14 protein-coding genes and 1 tRNA gene are annotated in these 17,601 nt (G+C 69.4%); 7 read left to right on the top strand and 8 right to left on the bottom strand.

The genetic code is table 11. The features are described 5' to 3' along the window. Positions 1-236: 236 nt before the first annotated feature. From tig to gatC, 6 genes are all read right to left on the bottom strand, one after another. Positions 237-1,892: a trigger factor gene (gene tig, locus B5X82_RS17905; protein ID WP_079649535.1), complete on the bottom strand. Its 1,656-nt coding sequence runs from the start codon at positions 1,890-1,892 to the stop codon at positions 237-239. A gap of 69 nt (positions 1,893-1,961) precedes the next feature. Next, positions 1,962-2,046, bottom strand: a tRNA-Leu gene (locus B5X82_RS17910). Positions 2,047-2,114: 68 nt separating this feature from the next. Then, positions 2,115-5,255, bottom strand: coding sequence for a hypothetical protein (locus tag B5X82_RS17915; RefSeq protein ID WP_079649536.1), 3,141 nt, complete (start codon positions 5,253-5,255; stop codon positions 2,115-2,117). Positions 5,256-5,432: 177 nt separating this feature from the next. After that, positions 5,433-6,917: an Asp-tRNA(Asn)/Glu-tRNA(Gln) amidotransferase subunit GatB gene (gene gatB / locus B5X82_RS17920; protein WP_079649537.1), complete on the bottom strand. Its 1,485-nt coding sequence runs from the start codon at positions 6,915-6,917 to the stop codon at positions 5,433-5,435. Continuing rightward, entirely contained in the window at positions 6,914-8,401 is a 1,488-nt protein-coding gene (gene gatA, locus B5X82_RS17925; protein ID WP_079649538.1) for an Asp-tRNA(Asn)/Glu-tRNA(Gln) amidotransferase subunit GatA, read from the bottom strand. Before gatA ends, gatB begins: the two co-directional genes overlap by 4 nt. Continuing rightward, positions 8,401-8,688 (bottom strand): Asp-tRNA(Asn)/Glu-tRNA(Gln) amidotransferase subunit GatC, encoded by a 288-nt coding sequence (gatC, locus tag B5X82_RS17930; protein WP_029995304.1) that lies wholly within the window; start codon positions 8,686-8,688, stop codon positions 8,401-8,403. Before gatC ends, gatA begins: the two co-directional genes overlap by 1 nt. Before the next feature lie 261 nt (positions 8,689-8,949). Here gatC and B5X82_RS17935 point away from each other — a divergent pair, with 261 nt between their 5' ends. The 4 genes from B5X82_RS17935 to B5X82_RS17950 are packed head-to-tail and all read left to right on the top strand — an operon-like array spanning position 8,950 to position 12,742. After that, positions 8,950-10,065, top strand: coding sequence for a DUF3089 domain-containing protein (locus B5X82_RS17935; protein WP_079649539.1), 1,116 nt, complete (start codon positions 8,950-8,952; stop codon positions 10,063-10,065). Then, on the top strand, positions 10,062-10,517 hold the full coding sequence (gene ruvX / locus B5X82_RS17940; RefSeq protein WP_079649540.1) for a Holliday junction resolvase RuvX: 456 nt from the start codon (positions 10,062-10,064) through the stop codon (positions 10,515-10,517). The genes B5X82_RS17935 and ruvX overlap by 4 nt, the downstream gene beginning before the upstream one ends. Positions 10,518-10,565: 48 nt before the next feature. Further along, a complete protein-coding gene (locus B5X82_RS17945) occupies positions 10,566-11,516 on the top strand; it encodes an aspartate carbamoyltransferase catalytic subunit (RefSeq protein ID WP_079649541.1) in 951 nt (316 codons plus the stop codon). Continuing rightward, on the top strand, positions 11,513-12,742 hold the full coding sequence (locus tag B5X82_RS17950; RefSeq protein WP_079649542.1) for a dihydroorotase: 1,230 nt from the start codon (positions 11,513-11,515) through the stop codon (positions 12,740-12,742). Before B5X82_RS17945 ends, B5X82_RS17950 begins: the two co-directional genes overlap by 4 nt. A 2-nt stretch (positions 12,743-12,744) precedes the next feature. Here B5X82_RS17950 and B5X82_RS17955 read toward each other — a convergent pair whose 3' ends face one another. Continuing rightward, complete coding sequence (locus B5X82_RS17955) at positions 12,745-13,938, bottom strand: SPOR domain-containing protein (protein WP_079649543.1); 1,194 nt, start codon at positions 13,936-13,938, stop codon at positions 12,745-12,747. 173 nt (positions 13,939-14,111) lie between these two features. On the opposite strand from B5X82_RS17955, the gene B5X82_RS17960 reads away from it, so the two are divergent. Together B5X82_RS17960 and B5X82_RS17965 are read left to right on the top strand one after the other, a co-directional pair. Beyond that, positions 14,112-15,200, top strand: coding sequence for an SPOR domain-containing protein (locus tag B5X82_RS17960; RefSeq protein WP_079649544.1), 1,089 nt, complete (start codon positions 14,112-14,114; stop codon positions 15,198-15,200). Positions 15,201-15,275: 75 nt separating this feature from the next. After that, the gene (locus tag B5X82_RS17965) at positions 15,276-15,596 is read left to right on the top strand and encodes a hypothetical protein (protein ID WP_223811310.1); all 321 of its coding nucleotides are present in this window, start codon (positions 15,276-15,278) and stop codon (positions 15,594-15,596) included. A gap of 166 nt (positions 15,597-15,762) precedes the next feature. Here B5X82_RS17965 and serB read toward each other — a convergent pair whose 3' ends face one another. After that, positions 15,763-16,641, bottom strand: coding sequence for a phosphoserine phosphatase SerB (serB, locus tag B5X82_RS17970; protein WP_079649545.1), 879 nt, complete (start codon positions 16,639-16,641; stop codon positions 15,763-15,765). Between serB and miaA the strand changes: the two genes are divergently transcribed. Continuing rightward, on the top strand, positions 16,634-17,578 hold the full coding sequence (gene miaA / locus B5X82_RS17975) for a tRNA (adenosine(37)-N6)-dimethylallyltransferase MiaA (RefSeq protein WP_079649546.1): 945 nt from the start codon (positions 16,634-16,636) through the stop codon (positions 17,576-17,578). The genes serB and miaA overlap by 8 nt on opposite strands. Positions 17,579-17,601: the final 23 nt, after the last annotated feature.

The following is a 17,601-nucleotide window of genomic DNA, read 5'->3' on the forward strand; positions in this document are numbered from 1 at the left end:
CCTTTGCTTTGCCTTGCCCAGCCTACATCGGCCTTTGCCGCGGGGGTTTCAAGAGGGTGTGCGCTGGCATTCCCTGTCAGGCGGAGGCCGGCATGACGTGGGGACGGGGAGATGCGGTAGAGGCAGGAGCCGCCTGAGATGCCGGCCTCCGCCGGCATGACGAAGGAGAGCGGCGGAAACCGAAGGGCCGCCGGATCGCTCCGACGGCCCTTCCGAATGGATCGAAGATCGCCCGATTACTCGGCAGCGGCCTTCTTCTTGGCCGGAGCCTTCTTAGGCGCGGCGGCCGGGGCGTCCTCGGCCTTGGCGGCGGCAGCCTTCTTGGCCGGAGCCTTCTTCGGCGCCGGAGCAGCCTCGGCGGCCTCCTCGGTCTTCACCGCGGCCTTCTTCTTGGCAGCAGGCTTCTCCTCGGCGGCGGGAGCCTCCTCGGCGGCCGGCTTCGCGGCGGCCTTCTTCGCCGCCGGCTTCTTGGCCGGGGCGGCATGATCATGGTCGTGGTCGTGATCATGGTGGTCATGGCCGCAGCCCGGACCATGGACATGGCCCTTGCCGATCGTGTCGTCGTCGGCCTCGATCGCGGCTTCCAGCTCGTCGCGGGTCACGGTGCGGTCGCTGATCTCCGCCTTCTCGAACAGGAAGTCGACGACCTTGTCCTCATAGAGCGGCGCGCGGAGCTGCGCGGCGGCCATCGGATCCTGCTGGAGGTACTGGACGAAGCGGTCGCGGTCGGCGGGCTGATACTGCATCGCTGCCTGCTGGACGAGGCGCTGCATCTCCTGCGCGGTCACCTCGACGCCGTTCTGCTGGCCAATCTCGGACAGCAGCAGGCCGAGGCGGACGCGGCGCTCGGCGATCGCGCGATAATCGTCGCGGTCCTTCTCCATCTCGGCGCGGGCGGCCTCGGGGTCCTCCTCGTGGCTCGCCTCATGCTCGAGCTGCGCCCAGATCTGGCCGAACTCGGCCTCGACCATCGACGGCGGGACCGGGAAGTCATGGCCGGCGGCGAGCTGGTCGAGCAGCTTGCGCTTCATATGGGTGCGGGTCAGACCGTTCAGCTCCTGCTCGACCTGGCCCTTGATCAGCTCGCGGAGCTGGTCGAGGCCCTGCAGGCCCAGCGACTGCGCGAATTCATCGTCGACCTTGGTCTCGCCCGGTACGCGGACGTCGGTGGCGGTGACCTCGAAGACAGCGGCCTTACCGGCCAGCGACTTCTCGCCATAATCCTTGGGGAAGGTGACGTTGAGGGTGCGCGATTCGCCCTTCTTGATGCCTTCAAGCTGATCCTCGAAGCCGGGGATCAGGCGGCCCGAGCCGAGCTCGACCGACATGCCGGTGCCGGTGCCGCCCTCGAAGGCGACGCCGTCGACGCTGCCGGCGAAATCGAGCACGACGAGGTCGCCCTCGACGGCCGGATGGCCGTCCTTGGCATCGTCATAGCGCTTCTGCTGATCGGCGATGCGCTTGATCTGCGCGTCGATCTCGTCGGTCGGGGCCTCGACCGTCAGGCGCTCCAGCTTGAGGCCGTCGATCGCGGGCGGCGGCACGTCGGGGAGCACTTCGAGTTCGACCTTGAGCGCAACGTCCTTGCCGGGCTCATAGTCGCCGCCGACCAGCTCGACCGAGGGCTGCATCGCCGGGCGCAGCTTCTGCTCGGCGAGGAGCTGCTGGACGCCGTCCTGCACGGTCTTGTTGAGCACGTCCTGCTCGATCGCCGGACCGTGCATCTTCTTGATCAGGTTGGCGGGCACCTTGCCGGGGCGGAAGCCGGGCATGCGGACCTGCGGCGCGATCGACTTGATCTCGGCCTCGACGCGCTGGGCGACGTCATTGGCGGGGATCGTCACCGTGTAGGCGCGCTTGAGGCCCTCATTGAGCGTTTCGACAGTCTGCATGGGTCGCATCCAACCTCTATCTCGAGAAAATCTGTGTCGGTCCCGCTTCGCGCTGCTGGATGGCGAAGCTGGTGCGGGCGAAGGGACTCGAACCCCCACATCTTGCGATACTGGAACCTAAATCCAGCGCGTCTACCAGTTCCGCCACGCCCGCAAATAAGGACCGCCGGTCGGCGCGCTCTATAGCAACATGGCGGGCCAGTACAACCCGCGCGTTTCGACCTAGCTCTGGACCGGCCGCGCCGGATTGTTCGATGCCTGGAGATAGACGAACCAGCCCTCCCCGGCGCGCTCGCCCTTTGCCAGCTCCTCGCCCTTCTTCTGCTCGCGCCAGCGATTGGCGATCGCCTGCGCGGCGACGAGATCCTCGCCGGACTGGCCGAGCAGGTAGCGGAGCAGCGAAGGCCCGGCAATGAGCTGGTCCATCGCCTGGCCGTCACGGCTCACCGAACGGCCATGGTCGTCGAACCGATCCCAGCCCGGCGCTTGTCCCCACCATCGTTCGAGCTCGGCATAGCCGTGCGGCAGGCGAGCGACCTCGCCGCCGGCCGCGGCAATATGATCGGGCGCCCAGATGCCCTGCATATAGGGAACATGGTCGAGCGGCGGCAGGTTCGCGCCCTCGACGATCCGGCCGACGATCCGCTTGCGATGCATCGCGATCAGCCAGTCGAGCACCGCTCCCGCCTTGGCCGATGCGGAGCGCAGGGCCGCATTGAAACCGAGCTTTTCTCCGGTGGCGAGCGCGCTCAGCCAATAGCCGATGCTGAATTCGTGCTGATAAACCCCCTGCCCGCCCTTGGCGACCACCCCGAAATGGCGCGCGGCCGCATAGACGGCGCGGGTGAGGTCGAGCCGGCCGTCTGGCATCAGGTTGTCGGGCGGGTCCAGGAAGCCGGGCGTCGCGGCATAGTGCCGGTCGTGGAACAGCTCGAAGTCGAAGACGGCGAAGTCGAGCACCTCGCGCCGGCTGTAGAGCCGCTGCGACGTCGCGCTCGCCGTCTTCCAGGCGAGCGCCGCGTGGAGGAAGGCCCAGGCTCCGTCGCGCGCGGCCCAGAGGTCGAGCGCGGCGTCGCCGATGATGTCGTTCGAATAGAGCCGGTTCTGGTCCCAGAAGCGATGGCCCAGAAAGGCGAATTCGGGCGTGCGGAACAGCAGGCTGCCCCAGCCCGGAAACTGGTGCCCGTGGAGCTTGTCGATCTGGAAGGTGCCGAAATAGGGCCGCTCCGGCGCATCGCCGGCATAGGGCACCGCGACCCGCAGCGGATTGGTGCCGCGCACCCAGGCATAGACCCGCCCGCCCTGCTGGTACCAGGCCTGCGCCGGTGGCAGCGCCATGTTGCCGGGGCCGTAATAATGGTTGCGCGCCGCGACCGGCCGGTGCGGCGCGCCCTTGAAGACCGGCCGGTTGCGCCCCTTCTCGAAGGCGTGGACCGGATCGGAGACATAGCCGGTCAGATAATCGAGCGCGATCGCGCGCCAGGGCGTGCCGTCGTGCGGCCGCGCGCCGTCGGGCAGGTTCATGTGCCAGACGACCGGTTCGGGGATGATCTGCCGGTCGTCGCGCATGCCGCCCGATCCGGTGATCGGCGACCGTCCCTGGACGTTGAACGGCGTATATTCGAGCCACAGCGCCGCATTGGCCGCCATCGCATTGGCCGAATAGAGCAGCGCGCCATAGGGATCGCGGGTGCGCCCCGCCCGGTCGACCATCGTTCGATAGTCGCTTTGCTTCCACGGCATGACGCGGACATTGCCGAAGCCGTTGGCCTGCCCCTCATTGCCCGCGCCGCCGCCGAAAACGCGCAGGTCGTAGCCGTTGACCGAATAGTCGAGATGGCAACCGAACGGCACGCTAAGGTCGAACAGCGGCACCGCGCGGCGGATGCCGGCCTGATCGTGGCTGCCGGGGTCGCGATTGCGCCAGATGATCCCTGAGCGGACCGTTCCGTGCGGATACCAGCGATGCTCGCGGCTTGTGACCGCGCAGCCGCGCCCGTCGAAAGGGCCCTGGAAATGGGCCGGGACGTCGGCGCCGTTGAGCGGGCCGCCGTCGGGCCGCTCGACGGTCGCGAGCAGCCGATCCTCGCGGTCGTAGATGAGCCATTTGTGCGGGACCATATAAGCGTTCCGGCCGCTCGGATCGCCGAACGGGTTGTCCGGCATCACGCTCGCGTCCCAGTCATAGCCGAACTGGAACTGGACATAGTCGCCCGCGCGGATCGCCTCGCAGCGATAGGCGATGCCGTCGATCACCGGCACCGGCCCGCGCGGCAGGCATTCGATCCAGGCGGGCTGCGCGGCGCCCAGCCAGGCATCCTCGAAACGGCAATTCTGCACCGCCGGCCGGGTCATCACCAGTTCGTTCGGGTGCGGTACGCCCACCCCGCTCGACCAGTCGACCAGCACCGCCTTCCACGGCTGGCCCGGCGGCGCGTCGAGCGGGCCGATGGCGACGTCGAGCGTACCGACCGATCCGTCCGGGCCGCGCCAGGCCAGCGTCCGCGCCGGCTGCGACACCGTTACCTCGCGCGCATCGACGACGAGGCGGGGCAGGTCCGCGCCCGCGACCACGGCGTCCGCGATCGGCGGATAGGTCTCCTTCACCACCGGCCGGTCGAAGCCGATCGCGACCTCGCGGACGAGCAGGCCGTCGATCGCCTGGCGCAGATTGCCGAGCGCGGCGTTGACCGAGAAGCCCATCTCAGCCGTGATCCGGGGCTTGAACGGCGTCCGCAACGGCCCGCCCGCCGGCTTGCCGTCGATCAGGAAGGCGAGCGAGCCCCCTGCCCCGGCCGGATCGTCGCGCCATTCGACCTCCAGCAGTTGCTCCACGCCGGGGGTGCGGTCGACCGTGCTGACGAACCCGGCCTGGGTGCGGTCGCCCCGGCCGATCACGCATTCGAGCCGGTTGCTGCCATAGCGGGTCATCAGCGCGATCGTGCCGACCGTCCAGCCGGTAAGGTAGAAGAGCAGCGCCCCGTCCGCACGCGGCGGCACGATCCCCCGGAACGAGCAGCGCAGCCGCCGGGGCGCCTGGGTGCGCAGCGGATCGGCGCTGGTGCCGAAATCGATGCCGAGCGCCTGGGACTGGAGGTAGCTGCTCCTGTCGAGCAGCATGCCCTTCGCGGTCGGCTTGCCGGGCCCGGTGACGGCGAGGCTGATCCGGCCGGCCAGCCCGTCGCCCTCGCTCATCGCGACGCTTGCTCCCGACGGGAAGCGCCAGACCGCGCCGGCCGGCTGATACTCGACCGTCTCCACCCGCCGCGCGAGCGTCAGGCCCGGCGGGATCGAGAAACGGTAATCGCCATCGCCCGCCGGCAGGTTGAGCGGAACGATGCTGCCGGGATCGCCGTAGATCATGGCCCGCTCCCCCTCGTTGGCGTCACCCCTGCGAAGGCAGGGGGCCATGTCTCTCATCAGCCAGATGGCATCCGAGAAGGCAACAGACATGGATGCCAGCCTTCAGCCTCTGGCTGAAGTTTATCCCGAGCGCCTGTCTTGCAGCCAGTCGAGGGGCTGGCCTGACGATCAGGAGGATCAGCCCAGCGCCTTCTTGAGCAGTTCGTTGACGACGCCGGGGTTGGCCTTGCCGCCCATCGCCTTCATCGTCTGGCCGACGAAGAAGCCGAACAGCTTGTCCTTGCCGCCGCGATATTCGGCAACCTTGTCGGCGTTGGCGGCCATCACCTCGGCGATCACCGCCTCGATCGCACCGGTGTCGCTGGTCTGCTTGAGGCCGCGTTCCTCGACGATCTTCGCAGGATCGTCGCCGGTCTCCAGCATGATCTCAAACACCTGCTTGGCGAGCGTGCCCGACAGCGTGCCGTCGGCGACCAGTGCGAGCAGCTCGGCGCCCTGCTTCGGGCTGACCGGGCTCTCGTCGATCGCCTTGCCGAGCCGGTTGAGCGCGCCGAACAGGTCGGAGATCAGCCAGTTGGATGCGGCGCGCGCCACCTCGGCACCGGGCTTGCCGGTCGCGTCGAGCAGCGCCTCGAACCAGCGCGCCGTTTCGACATCGGAGGTCAGCACCGCGGCATTATAGGCGGGAAGCCCCAGCTCGCCTTCGTAGCGGGCGCGCTTGGCATCCGGCAGCTCGGGCAGCTCGGCCCGGCACTGCGCGACGAATTCCTCACTCAGCTCGAGCGGCAGCAGGTCGGGATCGGGGAAGTAGCGATAGTCGTGCGCGTCCTCCTTGGAACGCATCGACCGCGTCTCGTTCCGGTCCGGATCGTAGAGCCGCGTCTCCTGGACGATCGTGCCGCCGCCCTCGATTACGTCGACCTGACGGTTCGCCTCGCTCTCGATCGCGGCCATCACGAAACGGATCGAATTGACGTTCTTGGTCTCGGTGCGGGTGCCGAACGGATCGCCGGGCTTGCGCACCGAGACGTTGACGTCGGCGCGCATCGAGCCCTCCTCCATATTGCCATCGCAGGAGCCGACATAGCGGAGGATCGATCGCAGCTTCCGGAGATAAGCTCCTGCTTCGGAAGGAGAACGCATATCGGGCTTCGAAACGATCTCCATCAGCGCGACGCCCGATCGATTAAGGTCTACATAGGAGCGGGTCGGATGCTGGTCGTGCATCAGCTTGCCCGCGTCCTGCTCGACATGGAGCCGCTCGACGCCGATCGTCCTAGCCTCGGCGATACCGGCCTTCTCGTCGGCGTCGATCGTGATCGTGCCCTCGCCCACCAGCGGGTGGTAGAGCTGCGAGATCTGATAGCCCTGCGGCAGATCGGCGTAGAAGTAGTTCTTCCGGTCGAACCGCGACCAGCGGTTGATCTCCGCGCCCAGCGCCATTCCGGTCTTGACCGCCTGGCGGATGCACTCCTCGTTCGGCACCGGCAGCATGCCCGGCATCGCCGCGTCGACCAGCGACACGCTCTGGTTCGGCTGGGCCCCGAACGCCGCCGAGGCGCCCGAGAAGAGCTTGGCGTTGGAAACAACCTGCGCATGGACTTCGAGGCCGATCACGACCTCCCATTCGCCGGTGGCGCCCTGGATACGATAGCTGCTCATTTCGCCCACCAGTTCTGCGGCTTGGCGGTGAAGCCGGCACGCTGCTCGATCGCGAGGCCGGCATTGAGGACACCCTGCTCGTCGAGCGGGCGGCCGATGATCTGGAGGCCCAGCGGCAGGCCCTGCCCGTCGAGGCCGGCGGGCACCGACATGGCGGGGACGCCCGCGAGGCTGGCCGGGACGGTGAAAACGTCGTTGAGGTACATCTCCAGCGGGTCGGCGCTCTTCTCGCCTAGCGCGAAGGCGGCGGACGGCGCGGTCGGCGTCAGCAGCACGTCGACCTGCCGGAACGCCTCCTCGAAGTCGCGGGCGATCAGCGCGCGGACCTTCTGCGCCTTGGTGTAATAGGCGTCGTAGAAGCCCGCCGACAGCACATAGGTGCCGATCAGGATGCGGCGCTTGACCTCGGGCCCGAAGCCGGCGGCGCGGGTCGCGGCGTACATCTCCTGAAGGTTGGCGCCCTCGGGCAGGTCGCGCAGGCCGTAGCGCACGCCGTCATAACGGGCGAGGTTCGACGAGGCTTCGGCGGGGGCGATGATATAGTAGGTCGGCAGCGCATATCGGGTATGCGGCAGCGACACGTCCACGATCTCGGCGCCCGCGTCGCGCAGCCACTCGATGCCCTGCTTCCACAGCGCGTCGATCTCCGGGGGCATGTTGTCGACTCGATATTCCTTGGGAATACCGACCTTCTTGCCTTTGAGATCGCTCGATAAATTCGCTTCCCACTGCGGCACCGCAACGTCGAGCGAGGTCGAGTCCTTCGGGTCGAAGCCCGACATCGCCTCGAGCAGGATCGCACTGTCGCGGACGTCCTGCGCCATCGCGCCGGCCTGATCCAGCGACGAGGCGAACGCCACGATGCCGAAACGCGAACAGCGGCCATAGGTGGGCTTGATCCCGGCGATGCCGGTGAACGCCGCCGGCTGGCGGATCGAGCCGCCGGTGTCCGTCCCCGTCGCCGCCGGCACGATCCGCGCCGCGATCGCCGACGAGGAGCCGCCCGACGAGCCGCCTGGCGCCAGTGCAGCATTGCCGCCGTCGTTGCGGCGCCAGGGCGAGACGACATTGCCGAAGGCGCTGGTCTCGTTCGAGGAGCCCATCGCGAACTGGTCGAGGTTGAGCTTGCCGAGCATGCCTGCGCCCGCCGCGAACAGCTTGGCGGTCACAGTCGACTCATAGGTCGGCGTGAAGCCGCCCAGCATGCGGCTCGCCGCCGTGGTCTGGTAGCCGGCGGTACAGAACAGGTCCTTGATGCCGAGCGGGACGCCCGACAGCGGCAGCAGCTCGCCCGCCGCGCGCGCGCGGTCGGCCGCCTCGGCCGCCGCGATCGCATGATCGGGGGTCTCGATGATGAAGGCGTTGAGTGCCTTGGCACCGGCGACGGCGCCGTTGAAGGCATCGGCGATCTCCCGCGCCGAGAAGTCGCCCGCGCGGAAGCCGTCGCGGAGGCCCGCAATGCCCAGGTCGGTGATGGCCGTCATTATTCGATCACCTTCGGCACCGCGAAGAAGCCGTGCTCGGCCTGCGGCGCATTGGCCAGCACCTTGTCGCGGATATTGCCGTCGGTGACGACGTCCTCGCGCAGGCGCTGGTGGTTCGGGATCACGGCGGCGAGCGGCGCGACACCATCGGTATCGACCTCGCCGAGCTGCTCGATCCAGCCCAGGATGTTGTTGAGTTCGGGGACCATCGCCTCGACATCGCCGTCGGTGACGGCAATGCGCGCGAGGCTCGCGATCTTGCGGACGGTTGCGGCATCGACTGACATGGCCGCGCCGCTACCATCGGGGCGACGCGGCGGCAAGGGCGGGTTGGGCTTATGTGAAGCCTTTCAGCGTCACCCCAGCGAAGGCTGGGGTCCATGTCTGTCATCAGCCAGATGGCATCTGAGAAGGAGACAGACATGGATGCCAGCCTTCGCTGGCATGACGGATGGGAAGCACTTGTCCATTGGACGCAAGCACGATTGCCCGCTACGCACTTGCGCGACCGCATCGTTCATGTTGCACTGCACCATCGGAGCCCGCCGTTGCTCGCTCGCCGTTTCCTCTACATCATCGCGGGGTTGATCGTGCTGACCTTGGCTGCCGGGATCGGCTGGACCCTGTTCCAGGACCAGCTCATGCGCTTCGCCTTCGTGCCGGGCGTCCGCTTCGACGCCGATGCGGCGGGACCGGCGCCCGATTATGCGCGGCCGGCGACATGGCTGGCGCGGCCCGACCTGCCCGACGATCCGTCGCGCTGGCTGCCCAAGGGCGTGGCGCGCACCGGCGGCAAGCCCGAGGTCGCGGTCTTCTACGTCGCGCCGACCACCTATTATGGCAAGGCGAGCTGGAACGGCGCGCTCGACGATCGCGAATCGCGCAAATGGCTGACCGTGTTCGGCTGGAGCGAGGCGAGCGCGTTCAGCCAGGCCGGCGCCGTCTGGGCGCCGCGCTACCGCTCCGCCGCGCTCGGGGCCTTCCTCAGTAGCGCGCCGGATTCGGCCAAGGCGCTCGACCTCGCCTATGGCGACGTGGCGCGCGCCTTCGACGCCTTCCTGGCGCAGATCCCGACGTCGCGGCCGATCATCCTGGCCGGGCACAGCCAGGGCACCGTCCACCTGATGCGGCTGATGCGCGAGCGGGTGGCGGGCAAGCCCGTCGCCAAACGGATCGTCGCCGCCTATCTGGTCGGCTGGCCGATCTCGACCACGGTGGACGTGCCCGCCCTCGGCCTGCCCGCCTGCGCGACGCCGGGCCAGGCCAATTGCCTTCTGTCGTGGCAGAGCTTCGCCGAGCCCGCCGATCCGCACATGATCCGCGAGATCTACGAGGCGACGCCCGGTTTCACCGGCGCGCCGCGCAAGGGCACGCCGATGCTTTGCATCAACCCGCTGACCGGCGCGCCCGGCACCGCCGCGCTCCCCGCCGCCAATCTCGGATCGCTGGCGCCCGGCGCCGACTTCATGGATGCCGAACTGAAGCCGGGCGTGATCTCGGCGCGCTGCGATCCGTCGGGCCTGCTGCTGATCGGGGGGCCGCCCAAGGGGTTCGACCGCTTCGTGATGCCGGGCAACAACTACCATGTGTTCGACTATGCGCTGTTCTGGGCCAATATCCGCGCCGATGCGGCGGCGCGCGCCGGGACTTTCCTGAAGCGGTGATCTGCACCTCCACCCTCGACTTCCGTGACGCGCTGCCCGGTCGCGGCCGACTGGCAGGCCTCGACGTCGGCACCCGGACGATCGGGGTGGCGCTGTGCGACGCCGGCTGGACGATCGCCAGCCCGGCCGAGACGATCATGCGCGCCAAGTTCAGCGTCGACGCCGCCAAGCTGCGCGCGCTGGTCGCGGCGCAACTGGTGAAGGGGCTGGTGATCGGCCTGCCGCTCAACCTCGACGGCAGCGATTCGCCCCGCACCCAGTCGGTCCGTGCCTTCGCCCGCAACGTCGAGCCGTTCGGCCTGCCGATCCTGCTGTGGGACGAGCGCTGGTCGACCCAGGCGGTGACCCGCACCCTGCTCGACGCCGACGCGAGCCGCGCCCGCCGCGCCGAGCTGGTCGACAAGCTTGCCGCCGCCTACATCCTGCAAGGCGCGATCGACGCGATGATCTGACGAACCCCGCTTGAGCTTCGCCCCGCGCTGGCCTATGGCGCGGCTTTAATGTCCGCATCCTTCCCGCACCGCCATCTCACCGGCATCTACGGGCTTCAGCCGCACGAGATCCTGTTCCTGCTCGACGAAGCCGAGCAGTGGATCGCGCTCAACCGCGCGACCAGCAAGCATGACGATCGCCTGGCCGGCCTGACGCTGATCAACGCCTTCTTCGAAAACTCGACCCGGACGCTCCTGTCGTTCGAGATCGCCGGCAAGCGCCTCGGCGCCGACGTGGTCAACATGCAGGTCGGCGCGTCGAGCGTGAAGAAGGGCGAGACGCTGATCGACACGGCGATGACGCTCAACGCGATGCGCGCCGACATGATCGTGATCCGCCACCAGTCGTCGGGCGCGGTGCAGCTGATCGCCGACAAGGTCGACTGCCCGGTGCTCAACGCCGGCGACGGACGGCACGAGCACCCAACCCAGGCGCTGCTCGACGCGCTGACGATCCGCCGCCGCAAGGGCCGGATCGCCGGGCTGGTCGTCGCGATCTGCGGCGACATCCTGCACAGCCGGGTGGCACGGTCGAACATCCTGGCGCTGACCACGCTCGGCGCAGAGGTCCGCGTCGTCGCGCCGCCGACCTTGATGCCCGCCGCGATCGAGCGGATGGGCGCGGTCCCCTTCCATGATTTCGATGCGGGGCTCGACGGTGCCGACGTGGTGATGATGCTCCGGCTCCAGAACGAACGGATGGACGGGGCCTATCTCCCCTCCCCGCGCGAGTTCCACGCGCTCTATGGCCTCACCCCCGAACGGCTCGAACGCGCCGCGCCCGACGCGCTGGTCATGCATCCCGGGCCGATGAACCGGGGGGTAGAGATCACCAGCAGCGTCGCCGACCATCCGAGCCGATCGGCAATCACCGAACAGGTCGAGATGGGCGTCGCGGTGCGCATGGCCTGCCTCGACGTGCTGACGCGCGGACGGCGCGGCGTGGAGGGCTGGGCATGACCGGCACCCTCGCCATCCTCGACGCGCGGCTGGTCGATCCCGCCGCCGGAACGATCACGCGCGGCAACCTTTTGGTCCGCGACCGGCGGATCGCCGCGACCGGATCGTTCGACCTGCCGGCGGACGCCGAGACGATCGACGCGGGCGGTACTCACGTGGCCCCCGGCCTGGTGGATCTCGGCATCTTCGCGATAGACATGCCGGCTTTCACCGCCGGCGGCATCACCCGCGCGGTGCTGATGCCCGACCAGTCGCCGCCGCTCGACCATGCCGCGCTCGTCCAGCGCGCCGCGGCCGCCGGCAAGCCCGACGTCTGGGTCCACCCACTCGCGGCCGCGACCAAGGGCCTCGAGGGCAAGGAGCTTGCCGAGATCGGCCTGATGAAGGCGGGCGGCGCCTGCGCGGTCGCGACCGGACGTGGCTGGATCGCCGATTCGGGCGTGATGCTGCGCGTGCTGTCCTATGCCCGCTCACTCGGCCTGACCGTCGTCAGCCATGCCGAGGACGGCGGCATCACGGCGGGCGCGGTCGCGACCGAGGGCGAATATGCGACCCGCATGGGCCTGCCCGCAGCTCCGGCGATCGCCGAGGCCATGGCGGTCGCGCGCGACCTGATGCTGGCCGAGCAGACCGGCGCCCGCCTCCATTTCCGCCAGCTCTCGACTGCGCGCGCCTTCGACCTGGTTCGCGACGCCAAGCGGCGCGGCCTGCCGATCAGCTGCGGCATCAGTCCGGCACACCTGTTGCTGTCCGACATCGCGGTCGGCGGCTTCCGCACTTTCGCCCGCCTCTCTCCGCCGCTTCGCAGCGAGGACGATCGGCAGGCGGCGCTCGCGGCGCTGGCCGACGGCACGATCGACCTGATCTGCTCCAGCCATGATCCGCAGGGGCCCGAGGCCAAGCGCCTGCCCTTCGCCGATGCCGAGCCCGGCATGGCCGGTGCCGAGACGCTGCTGACGCTGTCGCTGGCGCTGGTCCGTGACGGGGTGGTCACCCTGCCCCGGCTGATCGAGCTGCTGTCGACAGCACCCGCCAGGCTGCTCGGCCTGCCCGGCGGATCGCTGGCGACCGGGGCGGAGGCAGACCTGGTGCTGTTCGATCCGGATATGCCCTGGCGGATCGATTCGGATCACATGGCGTCGCGCGCAGGTAACACGCCGTTCGACGGCCTGCCCGTCCAGGGCAAGGTGATCCAGACGATCAAGGGCGGCGTACTGCTCCGCTGAGTTCAGGCCGGTTCGGCCGCCTTTGCACGCAACGCCCACTGCATCGGCCGGTCGCCACCGTCCAAACGGACGAAGCATTGCGCACCGGTCGACCGTATCCGCCGGCAGAGAGTCGATGCATCCGCCCGGCTCGCCAGCCCTCCGATCGACAGGCGATGAAGCAGGACGCCGCGCCTGCGGAAAGCCGAACCGGTCGGCATGTGATCAGCGAGGAAGGTCGCCCGCCGCCCGAGCGCGGCCCAGGCGATCTCGGTGCGCTCCACGGTCGAATAGGCGCCGACCTGGACCGCCCATGCGAGCGCGGGCCGCACCGGCACGACATGCGCCGCCAGCAGGACCGGCCGGGTCGCGCGCATCCGCGGCGGACCGGCGAAGGCGGTCACGACCGGCTCGCTCGGCTCGACAGGTGGCGGCGTGATCAAGGGCGGTGGCGGCGCGGGCGGCGTCGGAACATGGGAGAGCAGCACCGGCGCGGAGGCTGGGACCGGTTCGACGACCAGGGCGAGCGCCTCGGGCTGGCCGGCGTCCGGCGACGGCAGGACGCCGAGCATCGCGCCGACCTGCATTGCCGGATTGGCACGCAGCTGCCCGACCATCGCCCAGCGGCGGAGCCGTTCGGCGACGAGATCGGCCGGGACGTCCTGCGCGGCGATCGCCGCGGCATCGTTCCAGCGCCCTTCGAGGGCGTAAGCGAAAGCGAGATTTTGACGGACCCTGGCATCGGCGCCGGGCGCACGTGCCGCCGCGATCAGCAGCGGTCGGGCCTCGTCGGACCGGCCGAGCAGCGCCAGCGCCAGTCCGACGTCGCTGTCGTTGCCGCCGCCACGCAAGCTGTCGAGCAGGGCCATGGCCTCATCCGCCCGGCCCATCGCGATCTGCGCGAGTGCGCGGTTGATCGCGACCCGCGCCTGGTTGGGATCGAGCGCCAATGCATCGCCGAACGCCGTCTCGGCCGAACGGAAGCGCCCGACGGCAAGATAGGCCCGGCCCAGCGTGGCCCGCGCCTGCGGATCGCGCGGGGCTTCGCGCACGGCGGCCTCGGCCTGGCGGACGGCGGCGGCGGGAACGCCGCGCGCCATCGCTTCGCGCGCGCCGGCGATCAGCCGGTCGGTCCGCTTGTGCGTCGCGGCACTTGCCTCGGAAAACAGCGCGAGGCCGAGTGCGGCGGCCGTGAGGCCGGTCCAGTTCATCCTCATCGCGGGCTCCCCGTCCTCGCTCCGATCGGGATCATCGCCGCCAGGGTGCACCTCCCGATGCTAAGCTTCGGTTAACGATGATCGGCGAGGAGCGCGTTGGGGCTATCGCCAGTCGCGTCGAACGCGCTATCACCCCGCGCGAAACCATGCCGAAACATCGGGGGCGGTCGAGTATGAGAAGCTTTGTCCTGGGCTGTGCGCTGGCGGCGACGGCTCTTGCCGTACCGGCGATCGCGGGCGTCAAGGAGGGCGTCGAGGCTTGGGCGAAGGGCGATTACTCCACGGCGATCGCCGAATGGCGCGGCCCCGCCGCGGCCGGCGATCCCGACGCCCAGTTCAACCTCGGACAGGCCTACAAGCTCGGCCGGGGCGTGCCGATGGAGCCGGCGACGGCGCTCGACTGGTATCGCAAGGCGGCCGCCTCGGGTCATGAGCAGGCACAGGCGACCCTCGGCCTGCTGCTGTTTCAGAACGGGCAGCGCCCCGAGGCGATGACCTGGCTGAAAAAGGCCGCCGACCAGGGCGAGGCGCGCGCGCAATATGTCGTCGGCACCGCCTATTTCAACGGCGACCTGCTGCCCCGCGACTGGCCTCGCGCCTATGCGCTGATGACCCGCGCCAAGGCGGCGAACATCGGCGCGGCGACCACCAGTCTGCAGCAGATGGACCAGATCATTCCGCAGGAGCAGCGCGAAGCCGGCCTCGCGCTCGCCCGCGAGATGGAGCGGACCGCGCAGCTTCGCAGCAACGATGTCGCCACGCCGGGCATGCCGCTGACCATGCGCAATTCGGTGACGCCGCCGGTCGGCCAGACAAGCGTGCCACCCTCGACGACGTCGACGCCGGCGATGGCCCCCGCCCCGGCGCCGACGGCAGCGCCCACGATCGTGGCCCAGGCCGGCGGCACCCCGTGGCGGGCGCCGACCACCACGCCGGCCGCATCGCCGTCGCCCGCGCCCAAGCCAGCCGCGCCAAGAAGCGCGGCGCCTGTCTCCGCCCCTGCCCCGGCGCCCGCGATCGTCGCGTCGCCGAGCGGCGGCTGGAAGATCCAGCTCGGCGCCTTCTCGAGCGCCGACGCCGCGCGCAACGCCTGGACCAGCCTGTCGGCGCGCGCCGGCCTCAAGGCGCTGACGCCGAGCTTCTCGGCGGTCGGCGCGCTGACCCGTCTCCAGGCCGGCCCGCTCGCCTCGCGCGCGGCGGCGAACCAGGCCTGTGCGGCGGTCAAGGCGACCGGGACCACCTGCTTCGCGGTCGCGCCCTGATCCGGCGATCGTCGTTAACGCTATCTTGATGGATTCGGGCGACAAACGCCGGACGTGAAGGTAGCGGAAGCGTGCATGCGGCACTGGCGTGATTTCGATCGGGTTGCGGCGATGGCAAGCCCCTGGCGGCGCCGTCGCGTCTGCCAGCTGATCATCGACGGCATCCCCCTGCCGGTGGCGCTGCGCCAGATCGACGCCGGCGGGGCGCGCCTCGACATCGGAACATCGCTCCCCCTCGGATCGACGGTCGAGCTGCGCCATCCCGAGGCGGGATCGATCCGCGCCCGGATCAGCGAGATCGGCGAAGGCAGCCTGCGGATCGCCTTCGACCGCAGCGAAGCCGCCGTCGCCTATGCGCTGGCGGCGATCACCGCCGACATGACCAGCGGCGGCTAGAGAGCATCGAGCTTTTTATCTGACCCGCTCATCCTGAGGAGGGACTGAGCTTTGGCGAAGGCCCGTCTCGAAGGATCCTTCGAGACACCATTTCGCCTTCGCTCAATGATTCCTCAGGATGTGCGGGAGAGAAGGTGCGTCAAATGAGAAGCACGATACTCTAGCCTCAGATCACCCAATCCTTGCGCGCATAGCCCTGCGCATAGAGCAGCGCGGTCAGGTCGCCATGATCGATCCGTGCACCCGCCGCAGCGGCGGTCTTGGGCTTCGCGTGATAGGCGACGCCGAGCCCGGCCGCCTGGATCATCGGAATGTCGTTGGCGCCGTCGCCGACCGCGAGGCACTGGTCGGGCAACAGGCCGTGCGCGGCCGCCTCGTCGAGCAGGGTCCGGCGCTTGGTCTCGGCGCCGACGATCGGCCGGGCGACGGTGCCCGACAGCTTGCCGTCGGCGAACTCCAGCACGTTCGACAGCGCGCGGGTGAAGCCGATCTCGGCGGCGACCCGGTCGGCGAACAGCGTGAAGCCGCCCGAGACGAGGTAGCAGTCGGCGCCGTTCGCGCGCATCGTCCGCACCAGTTCGCGCGCGCCGGCCATGATCACCACCCGCTCGGCATGGCAGCGGTCGATCACCGCGGCGTCGAGCCCCGCGAGCAGCGCCACCCGCGCGTCGAGCGCCCCCTCGAAGTCGAGCTCGCCGCGCATGGCCCGTTCGGTGATGTCGGCGATCTGGGGCTTGATGCCGGCATAGTCGGCGAGTTCATCGATGCATTCGATCGTGATCATCGTCGAGTCCATGTCGGCGACGAGCATCCGCCGCCGCCGCCCGGTCGCCGCCTGGACGACGACGTCGACACCCGCAAAGGCGCCCTCCAGCGCCGCGCGCGCCGCCGCCGGATCACCGTCGAAGCCGAGGTCGCAGGCGATCCCCGGCTCGATCCACGCCGGATCCCCGGCGCGCAGGCCGGCGGCGGCGAGGCGATCGGCCGCGGTCGAAATATCCCCCGCTTCGATCCGGTCCGATGCTATCAGCGTGGCGATGAACAAGAGCGTCTCCCCGAAGAATCCGGTCGCGCTTATTGCGGGGCCGACCGCCAGCGGCAAGTCCGCATTGGCGATCCGTCTCGCGGAAATCACCGACGGGGTCGTGATCAACGCCGACGCGAGCCAGGTCTATGCCGACCTGCGGGTGTTGAGCGCCCGCCCCGATCCGGCCGAGGAGGCGCGCGCGCCGCACCGGCTGTTCGGCTATCGCGACGCCGCCGAGCCCTGCAGCGCCGCCGACTGGGCCGCCGACGCAAAGGGAGCGATCGCCGCGGCGCGCGAGGAGGGCAAGCTGCCGATCCTGGTGGGCGGCACCGGCCTCTATCTGCGCACCCTGATCTTCGGCATCGCGCCGGTGCCCGAGATCGATCCGGCGGTCCGCGCCGAGGTGCGGGCGCTGCCGGTCGAGGCGGCCCATGCCGCACTCGCCGCCGAGGACCCGGCGATGGGGCATCTTCGCCCGCAGGACGCCACCCGTATCGCCCGCGCGCTGGAGGTGATCCGCTCGACCGGTCGCTCGCTGTCGCAATGGCAGGCGGAACTCAGCGGCGGGATCGGCGGCCAGATCGCCGTGGCCGCCGCGATATTGCTGCCGCCGCGCGATTGGCTGCGGGCGCGCTGCGATGCCCGGTTCGAGGCTATGCTTGGTCAGGGCGCGGTCGAGGAGGTAACGAAGTTGCGCGCGCGCGGGCTTGATCCGATGCTTCCGGCCATGCAGGCTATCGGCGTGCGCGAGATCGGTGCCTGGCAGGACGGGCTGATCGACCGTGCGACGATGGTGGCAAAGGCCCAGGCCGCGACGCGGCAATATGCCAAGCGGCAATATACCTGGTTCCGCCATCAGCCGCCCGCCGCGTGGCAGCGCATCGATGCGCAACTGAATGACAATGAAATCGATAAGATTGCAATTAAATTACGCGATGATGCGTTGACAGAGTAGTTTATTACCGATAGGTCCCGCGG

Origin of the sequence: Rhizorhabdus histidinilytica (assembly GCF_900167915.1) — a bacterium.
Classification (GTDB): domain Bacteria; phylum Pseudomonadota; class Alphaproteobacteria; order Sphingomonadales; family Sphingomonadaceae; genus Rhizorhabdus; species Rhizorhabdus histidinilytica.